This window comes from Pseudomonas sp. DTU12.3 (assembly GCF_004124275.1).
GTDB classification, from domain to species: domain Bacteria; phylum Pseudomonadota; class Gammaproteobacteria; order Pseudomonadales; family Pseudomonadaceae; genus Aquipseudomonas; species Aquipseudomonas helmanticensis.
Map to the genome: position 1 here is coordinate 2670201 of NZ_CP027218.1, position 19497 is coordinate 2689697.

Genomic DNA, 19497 nt, shown 5'->3' on the forward strand with positions numbered 1-19497 from the left:
CGTCATGTGCAGGTGGGTGGATTTCGATTCGTCAGCCAGCAAATCTGGCGAAGGCGCAGGGCGACAAACGGTCGATAGTGGCCACTGAATCAACGCGCTTTTACCCGGTCGTATGGGCGGCTGCGCGCACCGCGTCGCGAAAGCGAGGACGAGGGCAGCGTGGCCGATTCCGTCGTCAAGACCTTGGTTTTAGGGATGTGTTGAATGAAGCGCGCAACAACGATGCTGCTGACTGTGACCGCCGCCGTATTGCTCGGTGGCTGTGTCGCGGATTTTGATGATGACCACCGCCATGGCCGGCATTACGACCGCGATCACGGGCGCAATTACGATCACGACCGCCGTTGGGATGACCGCGACGACGACCGCCGCGATGGCCGTCGCTATTATCGTGATCGCGACGATGACTGATTAAGCACAAAGAGGGCGTTCCCGCACAGGAACGCCCTCTGTCATTGCCTCTCGATTAAAAATGAGCGCTCGCCTGGACGCTGGATCGCGCAGGCACTGAGGCCTCGATGTCCAGCAAATGGGTGGCGAGAATGTCGCTCAGAAAGCGGAACTGATCGTTGATGCCGACCACTTCATTGCTGAAATGGTTGCTCGCCGCGGGCATCAGCAGATCTTCGAAATTTTCGTTGACCACCAGCGCCTGAGCCTTGTGCGACACGGCGTGCTGATCGTAGTAGTTGCTGCCGAACACCGGGAAACTCACGGAGAGTGTGACGTGGGTGTGAATCATGCTGTGAACTCCTCGTTGTGTCTCGGATGGGGCAATCGTGCCTTTGGTTGGCGGCAGGCGGAAGGCAATCGTGGCAATGGTGAATATCGACGGCAGTGATGGTTGTCGCAAATCCCCTGTGGGAGCGGGCTTGCTCGCGAAAGCGTCGAGTCAGTCGATTCTTATGTGTCTGATACACCGCATTCGCGAGCAAGCCCGCTCCCACAGGGGATCTGCGGTGTTTTTGCGGCAGCGGACAAACGGCCCGGCGCCCGCACCTATACTCAAGTCTGCCTCTCTCCTCAGCGAAGGACGCCCTCACCGTGAACCCGCGTGCGCTGCTCGTCGCCGCCCTGTTCCTGCTGGCCGGCTGCGCCACCTCGACCCGGGCGCCGGTGCCGGCGCCGCAAGCCGTGTTCGTCTCGCCGCAGACCTGGCAGCAGATCGACCGGGAAATCGTCAGCGCCTCGCAACAGGCCACCGAGCAGGTCAAGCTGTTCGCCCGTGGCTCGATGGAACATTGGCGCACTCGCGTCTATCAGCAAACTGAAGAAAATTTCATCCCGTGGTTCAGCAGCTACTGGACGCAGGAATGGCTGTCGATGAAGGTCAGTTGGTACACCGTCAATGCCGGTGGCGAACAGGATGCTTCAGCCAAGCGCCTGGCGGCGTATCTGCTTGAGCAATATCAGAAAAGAGTGTTGGCGCCGGTGGCGGTGGAGATCGATCCGGACGCGATCCTCGGGCAGGCCACCGAGTTCTATACGCAGCTGATGGCCAAACAGATGCCGCTCATCGCCCAGCGTCACCGTGTACCGCTTGCGCAGCTTAACGGGCATTTGCAGAAGATCCCGGCCATCGCCCTCGGCCCGCCGCCGGCGCGGGATGCGTCGCTGTTGCAAGTCATCAGTACCGCGCCGTTGAACACCTTGCCGGCGTATGCCGCGCTGATCGACAAGATCCACACCGACGGCGGCGCCAAGGGTATCGCCTCGACCGACGCTGGCATGGCGCCGGTGGCTAAACGTGCCAGCCAGCGGATGGAGGCCGAAATGGCCCCGCGCGGGGCTGCCAGTGCAGTTGCGGCAGCAGCTGGCAAACTGGCGGGTGGGCTGATTTCGGTGGGGGTGGCGGGCATCCGCGCGATCATCCAGGCCAATGACCGTCCCGACAGCGAAGCGCTGATCCGCAGCAGCCTCGGCGGCACTTTCGACAAGGCCTGGCTGAAACTGGTGCAGAACCCGACCACCGGGGTCATGGCCGGCGCGCTGCACATGGCCGGGCAAGTCGAGCGCAATCTGGCCGGCAGCGAAGCACCGTCGGTCGGCTTGGGTGTGGAGGGTGTCGAATGGCGTCCGCCGCAATCGACTACTCAGCAGATCGAACCCAACGTACAAGGAGAATGATCATGGCTTACATCGATATTTTTGTGGCGCCGGTGCCGACTGCCAATCGTGAACAGTACAAACAACACTGCGTCATCGCGGCGAAACTGTTCAAAGAGTACGGCGCGCTGAGCGTCGCCGAATGCTGGGGCGATGACGTGCCTGACGGCAAGCTCACGTCGTTTCCAATGGCGGTGAAACTCCAGGACGGCGAAACCGTGGTCTCGGGCTGGCTGATCTGGCCCGACAAAGCCACCCGCGATGCCGGCATGGCAAAAATGATGGAAGACCCGCGCATGCAACCGGACGTCAACCCGATGCCGTTCGACGGCAAGCGGATGATCTACGGCGGCTTCCAATACCTCCTCGAACCCTGAACCACGCACACCTCCCTGTAGGAGCTGCGGCACGCTGCGATCTTTTGATCTTTTTTACAATCAACATCAAAAGATCGCAGCCTTCGGCAGCTCCTACAGAGGCGTCATTCGGAGGAGGGGGTGATTCGGCAGCCTTTGCGGTTGCGGATCTGTTCGTCTGTCGGCCGTTCGCGGACGAATTCGAAGCGTGGCTCGCCCTCGCTGTAATGCACCAGCCAGCCCCATTCCAGCTCATGTTCGTCCTGCCCGGGATGCGGCGGTCGCGCCCACCACGGCTCTTTGCTGAGGATCTCGCGCATGGCGGCCTCCGATTGATGGCAATCCTTGAACTATAGCTTCCTGACACGAGTCGTCTGATCAGGCTGTGTAGAATCCGGCCGATCACGATAAACAGGGGGCAGGGCCATGACCGATGAAGCGAAACGACTGTTTTTCGCCCTCGATTGCCCGGCGGTGCAGCGCAAGGCAATCGCCCAGTGGCGCGGGGAGTTGGGTTTGCGCACCGGTAAGCCGGTGCCGGCTGACAATTTTCATCTGACGTTGCTGTTCCTCGGTGCTGTGCCGTTGGCGCAGATCAATGAGGTTTGCGAGGCTGCTGGAAAAGTGCGCAAACCGGGGGAGCCGTTGAAGATTCTGCTGGATCGCTTGCAGGTCTGGCATCGCCCCGGGATCTTGTCGTTGGCGCCTGAACAGGCGCCGCAGGCGTTATTGCGCTTGGGCTATGCGCTGGAGCAGGCGATGTTGCCGTTCGGTTTCGAGGAGACCTCCCACGAGTTTCGCCCGCACCTGACCTTGGCCCGGGACTACCGCGCGCCGGAGCCGGAATCCGCGACGCTGCCCGAGTTTTTCCTGCGCGCCGAACGCTTTGCCCTGTTCGAATCGCACAAGGGCCGCTACCGGGTTCTGCAGGATTGGCCGCTGATGTGAAGCGACAAAAAAAGGCGCCCGAGGGCGCCTGAGAATTCACCCGAGCCGAGGGAGCCAGGTGAGGCCGTTCATAGCAGGGTGCAGCGGTGGTAAGGCGCTGCGCGAACGGGAAAACACTAATTCTGAAATTACCCCCTGTAGGAGCTGCGGCACGCTGCGATCTTTTGATGTTGATTGAAAAAAACAGGATCAAAAGATCGCAGCGTGCCGCAGCTCCTACAGGGTCGGTGTGGGTTTATTTGCCGAGTTTCACCCGGGTCCAGCCACGGGTCATGATTCGCTGCGTGGCGATCGGCTGATCCGGCACCGCATACAGCGTCGCCATCACCGCTTGCGACGGGTATGAGCCCGGGTCGTTACGGATCGCTTCATCCACCAATGGCGTGGCCGCCGAGTTGGCGTTGCTGTAACCGTTGCTGTTGGTGATCTCGGCGATGATGTCCGGACGCATCAGGAAGTCCATGAACAGGTAAGCGTTCTCGACGTTCGCCGCATCGCGCGGGATGGCGACCATGTCGTAGAAGCTGCCTGCGCCTTCCTTGGGAATGCTGTAGTCGATCACCACGTTGTTGCCCGATTCCACCGCGCGGGCCTTGGCCTGCAACACGTCACCGGAATAACCGACCGCCACGCAGATGTTGCCGTTGGCCAGATCGGAGATGTATTTCGAGGAATGGAAATACGCCACGTTCGGGCGGATTTTCATGAACAGCGCCTCGGCTTCCTTGATGTGCGCGGTGTCCTGGTCATTCACCGGGTAGCCCAAGTAGTGCAGGGCGGCGGGGATCATTTCGGTCGGCGAGTCGAGGAAACTGATGCCACAGGCTTTGAGCTTTTCAGCGTTTTCCGGCTTGAACAGCAAGTCCCAGGAATTGGTCGGAGCATTGGCGCCGAGCACTTCCTTGACCTTGGCCGGGTTGAAACCGATGCCGATCGAGCCCCACATGTACGGGAACGCGTGGGCGTTGTCCGGATCACTGGCGGCAGCGTTTTTCAGCAGCACCGGATTGAGATTCTTCCAGTTCGGCAGCTTCGATTTATCCAGCGTCTGATAGACACCGGCCTTGATCTGCTTGGCCAGGAAACTGTTCGACGGCACGACCAGGTCGTAGCCGGATTTGCCCGCCAGCAAGCGCGCCTCAAGGGTCTCGTTGCTGTCGAAGACGTCGTAGGTCACACGGATGCCGGTCTCGTCTTCGAACTTCTTGACGGTGTCCGGCGCGATGTAATCGGACCAGTTGTAAACACGCAGCACCTTGTCGTTGGCCTGGGCGCCCATGACCATTGCGCCCATTAAGGACAGTGTCAGCAGAGTCCTGCCAAACATTTTCATCGGTACAACTCCATTCTTTTTATTCATATTACGCAAAGCCCCCTCACCCTAACCCTCTCCCGGGGGAGAGGGGACTGACCGAGGGGCTGACTACATTTGTGTAGGAGCTGTCGAGTGAAACGAGGCTGCGATCTTTTGATCATTCACATCAATATCAAAAGATCGCAGCGTGCCGCAGCTCCTACAGGGTTATGCGGTGGCGGCTTGTTGCGGTTGCTGCCACGACTCGTTCGCCGTCTGATCCATCGCTTCCTGAATCGCACGCTTGCGATTGGCTTCTGCCTTGCGGCCGAAGTACCAGACCAGGAAGGTCACCAAGGAAACCGCCAGCAGAATCAGGCTCGCCACCGCGTTGATCTCAGGCTTCACGCCCAGACGCACCGCCGAGAACACTTCCATCGGCAACGTCGTCGAACCCGGACCGGAAACGAAGCTCGCCAACACCAGATCATCCAGCGACAAGGCGAACGACATCATCCCGCCCGCTGCCAGCGACGGCGCGATCATTGGAATGGTGATCAGGAAAAACACCTTGAACGGCTTCGCCCCCAGATCCATCGCCGCTTCTTCGATCGACAGATCCAGCTCGCGCAGGCGGGCGGAGACTACCACCGCCACATAGGCTGCACAAAACGTGGTGTGGGCGATCCAGATCGTGACGATGCCACGCTCCTGCGGCCAGCCGATCAACTGCGCCATGGCCACGAACAGCAGCAACAGCGACAGACCGGTGATCACTTCAGGCATCACCAACGGCGCGGTGACCAGACCGCCAAACAGCGTGCGACCCTTGAAGCGCGTCACGCGAGTCAGGACGAAGGCGGCGAGGGTGCCCAACGCCACTGCAGCAATCGCGGTATAGCAGGCGATTTCCAGCGAGCGCACCACCGAGCCCATCAGTTGCGTGTTGTCGAGCAAACCGACGTACCACTTCACTGACCAGCCGCCCCACACCGTCACCAGTTTGGAGGCGTTGAACGAGTAGATCACCAGAATCAGCATCGGCAGATAAATGAACATCAAGCCGAAGATCAACATGAACTTGGAAAAACCGAAGCGTTTCATCCCCGTGCCTCCATCTCTTTGGCCTGGCTGCGGTTGAACAGCAGAATCGGCACAATCAGGATCAAAAGCATCACCACCGCCAGCGCAGACGCCACCGGCCAGTCGCGGTTATTGAAGAACTCTTGCCACAGCACGCGACCGATCATCAGCGTCTCCGGGCCACCCAGCAGTTCCGGAATCACGAACTCACCGACCACTGGAATGAACACCAGCATGCACCCGGCAATAATGCCGTTCTTGGCCAGCGGTACAGTGATTTTCCAGAAGTTGTTGAAGTTGCTCGAACCCAGATCCGACGCGGCTTCGAGCAGGCTGCCGTCGTGCTTGACGAGGTTGGCGTAGAGCGGCAACACCATGAACGGCAGGTAGGCGTAAACCACACCTATGTAGACGGCCGTGTTGGTGTTGAGGATCTCGATCGGGTGATCGGTCAGCCCCGTCCACATCAGAAACGCGTTGAGCAGACCGTTGTTGCTGAGGATGCCCATCCACGCGTAAACGCGGATCAGGATCGCGGTCCAGGTCGGCATCATGATCAACAGCAGCAGGACGTTTTGCGTTTCCTTGCCGGTCTTGGTGATTGCGTAGGCCATCGGGAAACCGATCACCAGGCACATCAGCGTGCTCAGCGCCGCGACCTTCAGCGAACCGAGGTAGGCCGACAGGTACAGCTCGTCTTCGCCGAGCATGGTGTAGTTGCCGATGTTCAGCATCAGCTGGAATTTCTGTTCGGCGTAGGTGTAGATCTCCGAGTACGGCGGGATCGACAACGCGGCTTCCGAGAAGCTGATCTTCATCACCAGGAAGAACGGCAGCATGAAGAACAGGAACAGCCAGATGAACGGGATGCCGATCACCAGTTTTCGTCCGCTGGGCACCAGGCGCAGGAATTGCTGATTGAAGGTTTTCATGAGCGCAGTACCACGCCGCTGTCGTCTTCCCACCACACGTAGACCTTGTCGTCCCAGGTCGGACGCGCGCCACGGCGTTCGGCGTTGGCCATGAACGACTGGACGATCTTGCCGCCCGGCAGCTCGACGTAGAACACCGAGTGGCCGCCGAGGTAAGCGATGTCATGCACCTTGCCTTCGGACCAGTTGTAGCGGAACTCAGGCTTGGTGGTGCTGACGAGCATTTTTTCCGGACGGATCGCGTAGGTGACCGACTTGTCCTGCACCGAGGTGCTGACGCCATGACCGACGTAAATCTTTTGCTGCAGGTCCGGGCTGTGGATGATCGCGTGACCTTCAAGGTCTTCCACCACGGTGCCGTCGAAGGCGTTCACGTTGCCGATGAACTCGCAGACCATGCGGCTGACCGGGGCTTCATAGATGTCGATCGGGCTGCCGATCTGCGCGATCCAGCCGAGGTGCATGATCGCGATGCGCTCGGCCATGGTCATGGCCTCTTCCTGGTCGTGGGTCACCATCACGCAGGTCACGCCGACGCGCTCGATAATCTGCACCAGCTCCAGTTGCATCTGCGAACGCAGCTTTTTATCCAGCGCACCCATCGGCTCGTCGAGCAGCAACAGCTTCGGACGCTTGGCCAGCGAACGGGCGAGGGCGACGCGCTGACGCTGACCGCCGGACAGTTGATGCGGCTTGCGTTTGGCGTATTGGGTCATGTGCACCAGGCGCAGCATTTCATCGACACGGGCGTCGATTTCGCTGGCCGGCAAACGGTCTTGCTTGAGGCCGAAGGCGATGTTCTGCGCAACGGTCATGTGTGGGAACAGCGCGTAGGACTGGAACATCATGTTGATCGGCCGCTCGTACGGCGGCATGTCAGTGATGTCCACGCCGTCGAGCAGAATTCGCCCTTCAGTCGGGCGCTCGAAACCGGCGAGCATGCGCAGCAGGGTCGATTTGCCCGAACCGGAGCCACCGAGCAGGGCAAAGATTTCACCCTGATGAATCTCCAGGGACACATCATCCACTGCGGTGGTTTCGTCGAACTTCTTGGTGACGCGATCGACTTTCACCAGAACCTTTTTCGGTTGCTGATGACCCTCAAGAGCCTTCCTGTAAGTGCTGGAGGCGTTTGCCATGTGAAACTCCCAACATGTTTCAGTCGCCTGGCCAATGTGGCCGGGCTTAAGTGGATTGCAAGCCAGGAACAACCATCCCCCTCACACATGGCCCTGTAGGAGCTGCCGAAGGCTGCGATCTTTTGATGATGGTTTTTAACATCAAGATCAAAAGATCGCAGCCTTCGGCAGCTCCTACAGGGGCCACATTTTCAGTGGGTTGCCCTGACTTGGTCGGCGCCGCCGTCCTGGCTGCCTGGGTCGTACTTGTTGTTATTACGGGTGTTGTCTTTCACGGATGACGGATGCGTAAAGGCACACCCGACATTCATGGGGGCAGTAAATCGTTATGTATTGCTGGCTGATGTCAGCGCTGGTTGCGCCGCGTCGCCCGTTGTCGGCAAGCCGCACCGAACGCCTGGAAAATCTTCAGGTAATTCGGGTTGTCGAGCACTTGCCATTCCGGGTGCCATTGCACGCCGAGGGCGAAGGTCGGGCTGTGCTCGACCGAGACCGCCTCGATCAAACCGTCCGGCGCCACCGCTTCGGCACGCAGGCCGGGCGCGAGGCGGTCGATGCCCTGGCTGTGAATCGAGTTGACCTGGAACTCGCCCGGCAACCCCAGCGCTTCGAACACACCGCCAGCGAGCACGGTCACCGCATGGGCCGGTGCGTATTGCACGGCCACATCCGGGCTGTCGGCTTCACGGTGATCGAGCATGCCCGGCAGCTCATGCACCTTCTGATGCAGGCTGCCGCCGAACGCCACGTTCATTTCCTGGAAACCACGGCAAATGCCGAGCACCGGAACGCCCGCCGCAATGGCTGCACGCAATAAAGGAAGGGTGGTGGCATCCCGCGCCGGATCGTGATCCGTGCCGGGTGCGCTCGCCGTGCCTTGATAGTGGAAAGGTTCCACGTTCGAGGGCGAGCCGGTCAGCAGCAGACCGTCGAGTTGACCGAGCAGGTCTTCGATTTCAGTCAGGTTGCCAAGGGAAGGAATGACCACTGGCAGCCCGTTGGCGCCAACGCTGACAGCACGTAAGTACTTGTCGCCGCTGATGTGATAGGGGTGCAGGCCAATCTGTTTGACGCACGCAGTAACGCCGATCAATGGCTTGAATGCCATTTTTATTCACCTCGAAGTTTGACACTTGAACGAGCTTTTCCGGAGCTTAGCCTCGTTGATTTTAATTAACAACTGCCATGTAAAAAATTCTAAACGCCGTTCATCATATCTTCATGATTCTCGGGGCTCTGGCACCTGTATTGGCACGCAAGTGTTAAAAAAAGCCCGAAAAATAAACCCTGAGCGGCCATCTGTTCGCTATTGACTTCACTTTGCCGTTCGGGTTGACTGGCTCGGCGAAACAGTAGTGAACATAATAATTAACAGCTAAATAGGTGCATCATGTCGGTCCCTCTGCGTACCGTTCAACTCAACGAAGCAAACGCATTCCTTAAGAAATATCCTGAGGTTTTGTACGTCGACCTTCTGATTGCGGATATGAACGGTGTGGTGCGCGGCAAGCGCATCGAACGCACCAGTCTTCATAAGGTTTACGAAAAAGGCATCAACCTGCCGGCCTCGCTTTTCGCGCTCGATATCAATGGTTCCACGGTGGAAAGCACCGGCCTGGGTCTGGACATCGGCGACGCTGACCGTATTTGCTATCCGATCCCCGGCACCCTGAGCATCGAGCCGTGGCAGAAGCGCCCAACCGCACAACTTCTGATGACCATGCACGAGATCGAAGGCCAGCCGTTCTTCGCTGACCCGCGTGAAGTGCTGGCCAACGTCGTGCGCAAATTCGATGACCTCGGCCTGACTATCTGCGCCGCGTTTGAACTCGAGTTCTATCTGATCGACCAGGACAACGTGAACGGTCGTCCGCAATCGCCACGTTCGCCGGTGTCCGGCAAGCGACCGGTATCGACTCAGGTGTACCTGATCGACGACCTCGACGAATACGTCGATTGCCTGCAAGACATCCTCGAAGGCGCGAAAGAGCAGGGCATCCCCGCTGACGCGATCGTCAAGGAAAGCGCCCCGGCGCAGTTCGAAGTCAACCTGCATCACGTCTCCGACCCGATCAAGGCGTGCGACTACGCCGTCCTGCTCAAGCGTCTGGTGAAGAACATCGCCTACGACCACGAGATGGACACCACCTTCATGGCCAAGCCGTATCCGGGCCAGGCGGGCAACGGTCTGCACGTGCACATTTCGATCCTGGACAAAGAAGGCAACAACATCTTCGCCAGCGAGGATCCCGAGCAGAACGCCGCCCTGCGTCACGCGATCGGCGGTGTGCTGGAGACCCTGCCTGCGCAAATGGCCTTCCTCTGCCCGAACGTCAACTCGTACCGCCGTTTCGGCGCGCAGTTCTATGTGCCGAACTCGCCAAGCTGGGGCATCGACAACCGCACCGTGGCCGTGCGCGTACCGACCGGTTCGCCGGACTCCGTGCGCATCGAACACCGTGTCGCCGGTGCCGACGCCAACCCGTACCTGCTGATGGCTTCGGTGCTGGCCGGTATTCACCACGGTCTGACCAACCAGATCGAACCGGGTGCTCCGGTGGAAGGCAACAGCTACGAGCAGAACGAACAGAGCCTGCCGAACAACCTGCGCGACGCACTGCGCGAGCTGGACGACAGCGAAGTCATGGCCAAGTACATCGACCCGCTGTACATCGACGTGTTCGTCGCGTGCAAGGAAAGCGAGCTGGCCGAGTTCGAAAACTCGATCTCTGACCTTGAGTACAACTGGTATCTGCACACGGTTTGATGGGTTCTGGCCCTCAGAAGCCGAAAAGCCCCTCACCCTAACCCTCTCCCGGAGGGAGAGGGGACTGATCCGGGGATGCTCGGGCAATCCGCCGACCTGAACGATTTTTGCCGAATCCAAATTCGACTCGGTCATTCAGGTCGGTGCATCTCCCAAGACACTTCGGTCGGTCCCCTCTACCTCCGGGAGAGGGCTAGGGTGAGGGCAGCCATCCCAAGCCAGACATCGCAGCCAGACAACACCCCCAATCCCCCCTTGTCGAGCCACAACAATGACAACGACCCGCAACGACTGGGAACAACGCTTCCAGTCCCTGACCATCGAAGCCCGCGCGTTCATCAATGGTGAATACCGCCCGGCCATCAGTGGCGATACGTTCGAATGCCTGAGCCCCGTTGACGGCCGTTTTCTGGCCTCCGTCGCCAGCACTGATGAAGCCGACGCCAACCTCGCCGTTGAAGTCGCGCGCCAGTCTTTTGAATCCGGCGTGTGGGCGAAAAAAGCCCCGGCCGAGCGCAAGCGCATCCTGATTCGCTTCGCCGATCTGATCCTGCAGAACCAGGAAGAACTGGCGCTGCTGGAAACCCTCGACATGGGTAAACCGATCAGCGATTCGATGAGCATCGACATCCCGGCGACCGCCAACGCGATCCGCTGGAGCGCCGAAGCCATCGACAAGATCTACGACGAAGTCGCCGCCACCCCGCACGACCAACTCGGCCTGATTACTCGCGAGCCTTCCGGCGTCGTCGCGGCCATCGTGCCGTGGAACTTCCCGTTGATCATGGCCAGCTGGAAATTCGCCCCAGCGCTGGCAGCGGGCAACTCGTTCATTCTCAAACCGTCGGAAAAGTCGCCGCTGACCGCGATCCGCATCGCCCAACTGGCGCTGGATGCCGGCATTCCGAAAGGCGTGTTCAACGTCCTGCCAGGCTTCGGTCACACCGTCGGCAAGGCGTTGGCGTTGCACATGGATGTCGACGTGCTGGCCTTCACCGGCTCCACGGCGATCGCCAAGCAACTGATGATTTATGCAGGCCTTAGCAACATGAAACGCGTCTGGCTCGAAGCAGGGGGCAAGAGCCCGAACGTGGTGTTTGCCGACGCACCGGATTTGCGCGCGGCAGCACAAGCAGCGGCCGGCGCCATTGCCTTCAACCAGGGCGAAGTGTGCACGGCGGGTTCGCGCCTGCTGGTCGAGCGCTCGATCCGCGAGCAGTTCATTCCACTGCTGGTGGAAGCGCTGCAAGCGTGGAAACCGGGTCATTCACTGGATCCGGCGACCACCGTCGGCGCCGTGGTCGATCAGCGTCAACTCGACAACGTGCTGCGCTACATCAGCATCGGTCGTGAGCAGGGCGCCGAGCTGATCGCCGGCGGCCAACGCACCCTCGAAGAAACCGGGGGCCTCTATGTGCAACCGGCACTCTTCGACGGCGTGACCAACGCAATGACCATCGCTCAGGAAGAAATCTTCGGCCCGGTGCTGTCGCTGATCACCTTCGACACCGCCGAAGAAGCGCTGCAGATCGCCAACGACAGCATCTTCGGCCTCGCCGCCGGCGTGTGGACCAGCAACCTGAGCAAGGCGCACACCTTCGCCCGTGGCCTGCGCGCCGGCAGCGTCTGGGTCAACCAGTACGACGGCGGCGACATGACCGCACCGTTCGGTGGCTTCAAACAGTCGGGCAACGGCCGCGATAAATCGCTGCACGCGTTCGACAAGTACACCGAGCTGAAAGCGACCTGGATCAAGCTCTGACTCTATTACAGCGGTGGCCGCCTTTGATTGGCGGCCCTCGGAGAAACGTATGAAACAGCAACACGTAAACAGCTACTACGCCGCCACCCGCAACGAAGTCATCGACTTTGCGGTTCTGCAAGAGTCGGTCGAGTGCGATGTCTGTATCATCGGCGCGGGCTACACCGGCCTGTCCTCGGCACTGTTCCTGACCGAAGCCGGCTATAAAGTGACGGTGCTGGAAGCGGCGAAAGTCGGCTACGGCGCCAGCGGTCGCAATGGCGGTCAACTGGTCAACTCGTACAGCCGCGACGTCGATGTGATCGAAGAACGCTACGGCGACAAGACTGCGGAAATCCTCGGCAGCATGATCTTCGAAGGCGCCGACATCATTCGTTCGCGCATCAAGGAATACGACATCCAGTGCGACTACCGCCCGGGCGGCATCTTCGCAGCGATGAACAAGAAACAACTCAATGGTCTGGCCGAGCAGAAGCGCGGTTGGGAGCGTTACGGCAACCGCAATCTGAAGATGCTCGACGCAGCCGACATTCGTCGTGAAGTCGGCTCTGACGCCTACGTCGGTGGTCTGCTCGACATGCAGGGCGGCCACGTTCACCCGCTGAACCTGGCACTCGGTGAAGCCGCAGCCATCGTGCGTCTGGGCGGCAAGATCTACGAACAGTCCGCTGCCGTGGAAATCACTTACGGCGAGCCGATTACCGTGCGCACCGCCAAAGGTCAGGTCCGCGCCAAGTACCTGCTGATCGCCGGCAACGCCTACCTGCCGCAAGGCCTCGACAACCGTGTGACCGCGAAAAGCATGCCGTGCGGCTCGCAGATCGTCGTCACCGAACCGTTGACCGAGAAACAGGCGCGCAGCCTGATCACCAACAACTACTGCGTCGAAGACTGCAACTATCTGTTGGATTACTACCGCCTGACTGCCGACAACCGTCTGCTCTACGGCGGCGGCGTGGTCTACGGCGCGCGCGAACCGGACGACATCGAACAACTGATCCGGCCGAAGATCCTCAAGACCTTCCCGCAGCTCAAAGACGTCAAGATCGACTACCGCTGGACCGGCAACTTCCTGCTGACCATGTCACGCATGCCGCAATTCGGCCGTATCGAAAAGAACGCCTACTACATGCAGGGCTACAGCGGCCACGGCGTCACCTGCTCGCACCTCGCTGGCAAGCTGATCTCGGAAATGATCCGCGGCGATGCCGAACGTTTCGACGCCTTCGCCTCGCTGCCACACATGCCAATGATTGGTGGCCGCACCTTCTCCGCGCCGCTGACCGCCCTCGGCGCTGTCTACTACTCGCTGCGCGACCGTTTCGGCATCTAGGTTACCTCCCCGGCGGCGGCCCCCAAGACCCCGCCGGTTTTTATTCTCGCAACATCTGGTACTGATACAGCAGAGATCCAATTGTGGGAGCGAGCCTGCTCGCGAAGAGGTCATATCAGCCACCATCATTGGTGTCTGACACTGCGCTTTCGCGAGCAGGCTCGCTCCCACAATGTCAGTATTACCAAGGCAAGAAGGACTTTTGCCCCACCGTCCATCGAACCTGCTGAGCAACACCAGCAAACGTGATTTAATAGCCGCCTTTCACGGTTCCGGGACACGGGAGCAACGTGATCCGCGCCCTCGGCGCGTCACCCGCCACCCACCCCCATCGCCCTTAAGTCGTTCTCACATAAGGCTGTCATGGATACGGGTTCTCGACTCAAACTAGTACGCGAAAGCTACAAACTCTCCCAGCGCGAGCTGGCCCGGCGTAGCGGCGTGACCAATGCCACCATCTCCCTGATCGAACAGAATCGTGTCAGCCCTTCCGTCAGCTCACTGAAAAAGCTGCTCGAAGGCATACCGATGTCCCTGGCCGACTTCTTCACCTTCGACCAACCCCCGCGCGAACACCAATACGTGTTCCGCGCCAACGAACAACCCGACCTCGGCCGCCATGGCCTGCGTTTGCTGCTGATCGGCGCCTCCGTGCCAAGCCGTCAGATGCGCCTGCTGCGTGAGCAATACGCACCGGGCGCGAGTTCCGGGGAAGAGCCGATTGTGCATGCTGAGGGTGAGGAGTGTGGGTTGGTGACGCGTGGCACTGTGGAGTTGACCGTGGATGGGTCGGTGAGTGTGTTGAATGCGGGGGATGGGTATTACTTTCCGACTACATTGCCGCATAAGTTTCGGAATATTGGGGCGGATGAGGCTGAGATTATTAGTGCGAATACGCCGGCAAATTTTTGAGGGGAAATGCGTAGTGACGAAGTGATTTCGTTAATGCATTGCAAAGCGGGGAAAGGATTGTATTGAAAAAATACAATCCTTTCTCAAGATGTTGTTTCTTTTCTTTCGTTTGCGGTTTTTTCTATAAAGTCAGGAATTAAGCGTTCACTAAAACCTGCAATTACAGCCAATATTAAAAGGCGACTGTTGGTTTCGCTCATGAGTTCAAGTAATAGTCCGGCCTTGCATGCAACCAACGCTATTGCACCAAACGCACATCCTAAACCAATTCGTACAATTCCTTGTAGAACTATCATTTTTGTTGATTCGTAAAGGTCTACTTTCAATTTTTTTGAGCGCTGAAGCACAGATATTAAAGCCCCGCATGCGCCTCCAAACAATCCTATTAATAGAATGTTGAGGTTTTGAGACGCAAGATTTGAAAATTTCACATACGCTACCGCAGTCGCTACCATGACGATGGCAGAAAAAATTATTGAGTAAAAGGTTAAGTAATAGGTTGCGCTATCATTTGTGCTTTTCTCAATGTATGCCGTCACAGCGCTGAAGATGTTGCTGGATTCTGTTGTGCTTTCAGCTAGTCTAGATCTAAAGCCAATCGCTAGGCATGTTGCTAACTTTAAGTTTAAGAGTTGGATTTTTGATTTTGGTAGTACTGCGACTCCCCATGCTCTAAGTCTATAAAATTCGTCCAGAATATCTGCGTGCTGAAGTGATTTGTTTTGAAGTTTGTAGTTTGCTATATTTTTTTCATCTAGGTATATTGTATAGTTTTGGTTTGAGATTATTATGAGGGTCGGTGCCGGTTCGGTTTCGATGAAGGTAGTAAATTTTTTTAGTTCTTTGTCAATTTTTTGTGCTGTTTCCTCGTTTGAACAATCACAGCCCAGAATTTCAGCGAGTACCGCTAGGACATGTCCGTCGGTAATGTTTGAATGTATATTGTTGAATTTTCTGAATGACTTTGCCTGGAGTACAGATAGCTCGCTAAGCTTCGTCGTGGCTGATACGCTAATGTTTTTTGAGTAATACCTTAGTGTGGTGTTGCTTCTGTAAACAATATAGTCGGGATGGCTTAGAGCGATTGAGGTAACTGTGTCTCCATCTAGGCTGTCATTTACACAGATTTCGCTAAAGGATTCGATATTGTTACTGAAGTGGATTTTTGTCATTTGATAATTCTGATATGTGAGTTTGAAAATGGTCGCCTTGGCGAAAAGGTGACAGATCTATTTGTTAGTGATCTGTCACCATTGTGGATTATTTCTTTTTAGGTTTACCTGCATCACTTCGCTTGTCGCGAATTTGACCATCATTGTTTCTGGAACGAGGCTGCTCACCACCGCCTGGCTTCGGTACAGTCACGTTTGGGTTAAAGGGTCTTCGATCTGTCATTTTTTCTTCCTTACATAAATTGAAGGGGATACATGAAAAAACACAGCCTTGATTCACTAAATACTCGGTAATTTAAGTTCCACCGAACTGCTGATGGCCAATGGCTGATCCGAACGCTATCAAATCGCTATCGCTATTTCCATCCCTTATTGTGGAAAAATGGCTATCGAAAAAATGGGGTAGCGGAATGACCTCCACATCCTGCTCCTGCTCTTACTACGATGCAGCCTCAAATCCCCGTTGTTCAATCACCCGAAACACATCACTCACATCCTGCACCATGATCCTGGCGATATTAGTGACGGTGTTGATGTCATGCTCCGCGTGGTCGAGGAGGCGGGTGCAGGCAATTAGGTCGAGGTACTTGAGGACGGCGTTAAGGCGTTCGGCGGGGCAGGCGTGGAGGTCGCGCAGTTGGGTGTTGGCGTCGATAAGGAGGACGGGGTGTTCGGTGGCGGGGTGGGACATGTGGGCGTAGTGGTGGAGCGGTTTTTTGATCGTCATAGCAAAGGCCTCTCAGTAAAAATGAGCCACCGTTTTGCTGCGAAACAAGATGGGTGGCGGTTGTGAGCGGGTTCGCAGACCGAGGAGAAACCAGACTCGGCAGACTCGAAAGTCTCCCGCACACAACTGCCATAAAACGTAATGCCGGCGAATTTTGCCAGAATTGTCGCTAGAGGGTGTTAGCCAATTTCTCGTTAGGGCTGCGAAACCCATCGCTGACGTTGGTCAGCGACAGATCCACTCTAGGCAGCAATTTCACCATCCACAACCGACCTGTAGGACGTGAAACGCGCACCTGTGGCGAGGGAGCTTGCTCCCGCACAGCGACGCAATCGTCGTAATCCGGGGCGTACGGTATGTCTGGGAGAAACGGACTATCCGGCTTTGGGGTCGCTTCGTAGTCCAGCGCGAGTAAGTTCCCTCGCCACACGGGGTGTTTTCCTACGAAGTTTTCAGACATCGAAATTGCGCTAGCCTTTAGGTGATGACTATTCGTCTGGCGCACGGCACCGTCTTCGCACACCCTCTTCCAATGCTGTAACCGACCTTGGCCGCCACGACCGACGCCAGCTGCTTATCGGCGCCTCCGTGCTCAGCCGCCAGATGCGTTTGCTGCGCGAACAACACGCACCGGGCGCAAGTTCTGGGGGAAGAGCGGATTGTGCATGCGGAAGGCGAGGGGTGATGGCTTGTCACCTGTGGCACGGTTAAGTCGACCGTGGATGCGGCGATGAGCGTGTTGAATGCGGGGGATGGGTATTACTTTCCGACGACGCTGCCGCATAAGTTTCGGAATATCGGCGCGGATGAGACGGAGATTATTAGCGCGAATATGCCGGCTAAATTCTGGCTGGTGTCTGTGAGAACCGTCGTAGGGTGTGAATAATTCTATATCTGTTTGGGTGTCGGGTTTTTTTATTAATTTTTTTGGGTCAAGGCAGGTCGCTGCTTTGGCCTGGGCCAGTTCTATTGGGAAACGCTTGTAAGAGTGTTCGCGAGGTGCTGTAAGACGAGTATGAGTTTTTACTGGTGATGTAGCCAAGAAGTGCTCGTCCTTTCTGGTTGTGTGTATATTGATTTTGTTTTGGTCTTTCCCTGATCGGGAGTGAGAGTGGAGAGATGTTGATTCGAAAGTTTGGTGTTGTTATTGGTCTTTTTATTATCACTCTCCTTCTCAGTGCGCTGTATAGTGCGTTACTGGTGCATAATTTGGAAAAGGTTGTTCCTCTGGGTGGTGTTGTCAGAAAAGTTATTTTGGGTGTTATTTTTTTTGGAATGTTGTTTATTAATTTTCGTTATTTGTTTGTTGGGGAGCTTGCGGAGTTGCTTTGTCGAGATGCAGGGGCGGAAAAAACTCCAGTAGTTGTCGGCTATATTTACATTTTTGTTTCCGCATTGTTTTGCGCTGAGGTTGTTGTTCAATTCATCGTTAAATTTATCGGTGGTGGTTTCTATTTTACCGATCTTCATCGTGGCGTTATAGGTGTTGTGGTGTTTGTAATAATTTTTATTTGGCTCTGGTTGCGCACGAAAGATGTGTGATGGTGCTAGTTTGTTGTTGGAGTGGTTTTGTTGTCTTTGTCTGTCATGCTTTTTATTGTAAGTGAGCTGGTCAGTGCCTCAAATGCCAGGGCCAATTTTCCCATCTGATTGTAGGCGTGTTCATAATTCATTGGATCTCGAATAAATAGTTCGGTTGAGTTGGTTTTTCGAATCAGTCTAAAGATCCCAATGATAGAGAGGCTCAAATCAGCTGAGTAATAAATTATGTTTCCATCGGTTTTTCCTAGATAACTTTGATAGAGCTGCCTGGTAGGGCCGATGACACCTATTTTTCCCGGGCCGTTGTAAATGTTCCCTAGACCCTCGTAAATGTTATTAATGCCATGGGCATAATAAGCCACACCCAATGGCAGGTTGAGGCCTCGCCGCTGTGCCATCGTTATCGTGCCTGTTTGTATTTGCATTACTCCTGCCGCTACGCCAATGCCATTTTGCGTATAGAACAGTATTTTTTTCGATAAGTCAGCATACTCTGCTTTCAGTTCCTGCAACCCTTGCTTCGCACTAATAACACCTTCATCCACCGCCCGAATAACCTCATTCGCATAGGATGAAACAATCTCGCCAAACCTGAGTTGACGGAAACTGTCGTATAACTGCGTGGCGCCAATCTGGCATCCGAAAGCGACCAGATCCGACGCGGCGCGGATAACGTCGTTAATGTCGCATGAGTCCTCATTCATCGTTATTGCCCCACGTGCTGTAGCCGCACGTACCCGCTTGAATATGTGTCCAACTGATTTCGCGATAAGTGAACGACACCATTTCTTGTGGCTGCGCATCGTTTAGATGAATGGCGTGGGGGACCTGTAGATTGATGTGAGCGATTTTTGCGCCGGTTATGTGGATTTTGAAATATTTGTCTTGAGTGCCAGCGGGGGAAGTTCGGTAGAAGAAGATTGTGCATTCCAGAATTTCGCGTTCGTGAAGTGCAGCGGACAGAAGGGGGGAGGATTTGTCGATATTCTTGGTAATCATGATTGGCAGGTGTTGGCCCCGGTCGGCGCCAACTCCGCTATTGTTGCCAGCGGTCATGTTGTGTGAGTAGGCCAGCACCATGATTTCATCCAGGTGGCCCAACTGGCATTTGTTGCCGATTGAACTAGTGTCGGAACAGCCGGCGGAGATCAGTCCCTGTCGGTTTCCGATGATGGTCATGTAACTGTGATTGGCCATGGCTACTCTGCTTTATTAAAAGATCAGTCTTGTCTGCAGAGTAACCGTCAAATAAACCCATGGCGGAGAGGAAAAAGTTCAGTGGTTTTCAAGCTCAGACGCGTCTTACAGGAGCAGCGGAAGTCAGGAAGTGAATGTTCTGAAGTGGCAACAAAATTAAGTCTGATTTTAAGGCCGCTTCGTATCCCTTCTGGAGCAAGCTCCCTCGCCACCCGGGGTGTTTTCCT

Annotated in this window: 20 protein-coding genes and 1 pseudogene; 10 read left to right on the forward strand and 11 right to left on the reverse strand. The window is 56.4% G+C overall.

Annotated elements, in window-relative coordinates:
• The first annotated feature begins 204 nt into the window (after positions 1–204).
• On the forward strand, positions 205–411 hold the full coding sequence (locus tag C2E19_RS12170) for a hypothetical protein (RefSeq protein ID WP_129392239.1): 207 nt from the start codon (positions 205–207) through the stop codon (positions 409–411).
• Between the two features lie 55 nt (positions 412–466).
• Here the strand turns inward: C2E19_RS12170 and C2E19_RS12175 are convergent, their stop codons facing one another.
• Positions 467–742, reverse strand: coding sequence for a hypothetical protein (locus C2E19_RS12175; RefSeq protein WP_129392243.1), 276 nt, complete (start codon positions 740–742; stop codon positions 467–469).
• Between the two features lie 302 nt (positions 743–1044).
• Here C2E19_RS12175 and C2E19_RS12180 point away from each other — a divergent pair, with 302 nt between their 5' ends.
• A complete protein-coding gene (locus C2E19_RS12180; RefSeq protein ID WP_129392246.1) occupies positions 1045–2127 on the forward strand; it encodes a hypothetical protein in 1083 nt (360 codons plus the stop codon).
• A 2-nt stretch (positions 2128–2129) separates the two neighbouring features.
• On the forward strand, positions 2130–2483 hold the full coding sequence (locus tag C2E19_RS12185; protein ID WP_129392249.1) for a DUF1428 domain-containing protein: 354 nt from the start codon (positions 2130–2132) through the stop codon (positions 2481–2483).
• Between the two features lie 104 nt (positions 2484–2587).
• Here C2E19_RS12185 and C2E19_RS12190 read toward each other — a convergent pair whose 3' ends face one another.
• A complete protein-coding gene (locus C2E19_RS12190; RefSeq protein WP_129392252.1) occupies positions 2588–2782 on the reverse strand; it encodes a hypothetical protein in 195 nt (64 codons plus the stop codon).
• 106 nt (positions 2783–2888) lie between these two features.
• On the opposite strand from C2E19_RS12190, the gene thpR reads away from it, so the two are divergent.
• Positions 2889–3410 (forward strand): RNA 2',3'-cyclic phosphodiesterase, encoded by a 522-nt coding sequence (gene thpR, locus C2E19_RS12195; RefSeq protein WP_129392255.1) that lies wholly within the window; start codon positions 2889–2891, stop codon positions 3408–3410.
• 235 nt (positions 3411–3645) lie between these two features.
• Here the strand turns inward: thpR and C2E19_RS12200 are convergent, their stop codons facing one another.
• From C2E19_RS12200 to C2E19_RS12225, 5 genes are all read right to left on the reverse strand, one after another.
• Complete coding sequence (locus C2E19_RS12200) at positions 3646–4743, reverse strand: polyamine ABC transporter substrate-binding protein (RefSeq protein ID WP_129392258.1); 1098 nt, start codon at positions 4741–4743, stop codon at positions 3646–3648.
• 189 nt (positions 4744–4932) lie between these two features.
• Complete coding sequence (locus C2E19_RS12205; protein ID WP_034155531.1) at positions 4933–5808, reverse strand: ABC transporter permease subunit; 876 nt, start codon at positions 5806–5808, stop codon at positions 4933–4935.
• A complete protein-coding gene (locus tag C2E19_RS12210; protein ID WP_372238478.1) occupies positions 5805–6686 on the reverse strand; it encodes an ABC transporter permease subunit in 882 nt (293 codons plus the stop codon). The genes C2E19_RS12205 and C2E19_RS12210 overlap by 4 nt, the downstream gene beginning before the upstream one ends.
• A gap of 29 nt (positions 6687–6715) precedes the next feature.
• Positions 6716–7858 carry an ABC transporter ATP-binding protein gene (locus C2E19_RS12215; protein ID WP_129392293.1) on the reverse strand — a complete coding sequence of 381 codons (1143 nt, stop codon included), beginning with the start codon at positions 7856–7858 and terminating at the stop codon, positions 6716–6718.
• A 346-nt stretch (positions 7859–8204) separates the two neighbouring features.
• The gene (locus C2E19_RS12225; protein ID WP_129392296.1) at positions 8205–8966 is read right to left on the reverse strand and encodes a gamma-glutamyl-gamma-aminobutyrate hydrolase family protein; all 762 of its coding nucleotides are present in this window, start codon (positions 8964–8966) and stop codon (positions 8205–8207) included.
• 282 nt (positions 8967–9248) lie between these two features.
• Between C2E19_RS12225 and C2E19_RS12230 the strand changes: the two genes are divergently transcribed.
• The 4 genes from C2E19_RS12230 (at position 9249) to C2E19_RS12245 (ending at position 14632) form a co-directional block, all read left to right on the forward strand.
• Complete coding sequence (locus tag C2E19_RS12230; RefSeq protein WP_129392299.1) at positions 9249–10625, forward strand: glutamine synthetase family protein; 1377 nt, start codon at positions 9249–9251, stop codon at positions 10623–10625.
• Positions 10626–10896: 271 nt separating this feature from the next.
• Positions 10897–12387: an aldehyde dehydrogenase gene (locus C2E19_RS12235; RefSeq protein ID WP_129392302.1), complete on the forward strand. Its 1491-nt coding sequence runs from the start codon at positions 10897–10899 to the stop codon at positions 12385–12387.
• A gap of 49 nt (positions 12388–12436) precedes the next feature.
• Positions 12437–13720 carry an FAD-binding oxidoreductase gene (locus C2E19_RS12240; protein ID WP_129392305.1) on the forward strand — a complete coding sequence of 428 codons (1284 nt, stop codon included), beginning with the start codon at positions 12437–12439 and terminating at the stop codon, positions 13718–13720.
• A 363-nt stretch (positions 13721–14083) separates the two neighbouring features.
• On the forward strand, positions 14084–14632 hold the full coding sequence (locus C2E19_RS12245; protein ID WP_007950154.1) for a cupin domain-containing protein: 549 nt from the start codon (positions 14084–14086) through the stop codon (positions 14630–14632).
• Positions 14633–14715: 83 nt separating this feature from the next.
• Here the strand turns inward: C2E19_RS12245 and C2E19_RS12250 are convergent, their stop codons facing one another.
• Both C2E19_RS12250 and C2E19_RS12255 read right to left on the reverse strand, forming a co-directional pair.
• Positions 14716–15804, reverse strand: a complete 1089-nt coding sequence (locus tag C2E19_RS12250; RefSeq protein ID WP_129392308.1) for a hypothetical protein — start codon at positions 15802–15804, stop codon at positions 14716–14718.
• Positions 15805–16243: 439 nt separating this feature from the next.
• A complete protein-coding gene (locus C2E19_RS12255; protein WP_129392311.1) occupies positions 16244–16531 on the reverse strand; it encodes a fructose-bisphosphate aldolase in 288 nt (95 codons plus the stop codon).
• Positions 16532–17059: 528 nt separating this feature from the next.
• Between C2E19_RS12255 and C2E19_RS12260 the strand changes: the two are divergent.
• Positions 17060–17417, forward strand: a pseudogene (locus tag C2E19_RS12260) (cupin domain-containing protein); the annotation flags it as partial.
• A 233-nt stretch (positions 17418–17650) separates the two neighbouring features.
• Complete coding sequence (locus C2E19_RS12265; protein WP_129392314.1) at positions 17651–18073, forward strand: hypothetical protein; 423 nt, start codon at positions 17651–17653, stop codon at positions 18071–18073.
• Positions 18074–18078: 5 nt separating this feature from the next.
• On the opposite strand, the gene C2E19_RS12270 is transcribed toward C2E19_RS12265, so the two are convergent.
• Positions 18079–18777, reverse strand: a complete 699-nt coding sequence (locus C2E19_RS12270) for a DUF4225 domain-containing protein (RefSeq protein ID WP_129392317.1) — start codon at positions 18775–18777, stop codon at positions 18079–18081.
• Positions 18770–19270 carry an Hcp family type VI secretion system effector gene (locus C2E19_RS12275; protein ID WP_129392320.1) on the reverse strand — a complete coding sequence of 167 codons (501 nt, stop codon included), beginning with the start codon at positions 19268–19270 and terminating at the stop codon, positions 18770–18772. The genes C2E19_RS12270 and C2E19_RS12275 overlap by 8 nt, the downstream gene beginning before the upstream one ends.
• Positions 19271–19497: the final 227 nt, after the last annotated feature.

Bases quoted from the DNA above. Each gene is read 5' to 3' on its own strand.
- C2E19_RS12170 (WP_129392239.1), top strand. From the start codon at position 205: ATGAAGCGCGCAACAACGATGCTGCTGACTGTGACCGCCGCCGTATTG.
- C2E19_RS12175 (WP_129392243.1), bottom strand. From the start codon at position 742: ATGATTCACACCCACGTCACACTCTCCGTGAGTTTCCCGGTGTTCGGC.
- C2E19_RS12185 (WP_129392249.1), top strand. From the start codon at position 2,130: ATGGCTTACATCGATATTTTTGTGGCGCCGGTGCCGACTGCCAATCGT.
- C2E19_RS12190 (WP_129392252.1), bottom strand. From the start codon at position 2,782: ATGCGCGAGATCCTCAGCAAAGAGCCGTGGTGGGCGCGACCGCCGCAT.
- thpR (WP_129392255.1), top strand. From the start codon at position 2,889: ATGACCGATGAAGCGAAACGACTGTTTTTCGCCCTCGATTGCCCGGCG.
- C2E19_RS12200 (WP_129392258.1), bottom strand. From the start codon at position 4,743: ATGAAAATGTTTGGCAGGACTCTGCTGACACTGTCCTTAATGGGCGCA.
- C2E19_RS12205 (WP_034155531.1), bottom strand. From the start codon at position 5,808: ATGAAACGCTTCGGTTTTTCCAAGTTCATGTTGATCTTCGGCTTGATG.
- C2E19_RS12215 (WP_129392293.1), bottom strand. From the start codon at position 7,858: ATGGCAAACGCCTCCAGCACTTACAGGAAGGCTCTTGAGGGTCATCAG.
- C2E19_RS12225 (WP_129392296.1), bottom strand. From the start codon at position 8,966: ATGGCATTCAAGCCATTGATCGGCGTTACTGCGTGCGTCAAACAGATT.
- C2E19_RS12230 (WP_129392299.1), top strand. From the start codon at position 9,249: ATGTCGGTCCCTCTGCGTACCGTTCAACTCAACGAAGCAAACGCATTC.
- C2E19_RS12235 (WP_129392302.1), top strand. From the start codon at position 10,897: ATGACAACGACCCGCAACGACTGGGAACAACGCTTCCAGTCCCTGACC.
- C2E19_RS12240 (WP_129392305.1), top strand. From the start codon at position 12,437: ATGAAACAGCAACACGTAAACAGCTACTACGCCGCCACCCGCAACGAA.
- C2E19_RS12245 (WP_007950154.1), top strand. From the start codon at position 14,084: ATGGATACGGGTTCTCGACTCAAACTAGTACGCGAAAGCTACAAACTC.
- C2E19_RS12250 (WP_129392308.1), bottom strand. From the start codon at position 15,804: ATGACAAAAATCCACTTCAGTAACAATATCGAATCCTTTAGCGAAATC.
- C2E19_RS12255 (WP_129392311.1), bottom strand. From the start codon at position 16,531: ATGACGATCAAAAAACCGCTCCACCACTACGCCCACATGTCCCACCCC.
- C2E19_RS12265 (WP_129392314.1), top strand. From the start codon at position 17,651: ATGTTGATTCGAAAGTTTGGTGTTGTTATTGGTCTTTTTATTATCACT.
- C2E19_RS12270 (WP_129392317.1), bottom strand. From the start codon at position 18,777: ATGAATGAGGACTCATGCGACATTAACGACGTTATCCGCGCCGCGTCG.
- C2E19_RS12275 (WP_129392320.1), bottom strand. From the start codon at position 19,270: ATGGCCAATCACAGTTACATGACCATCATCGGAAACCGACAGGGACTG.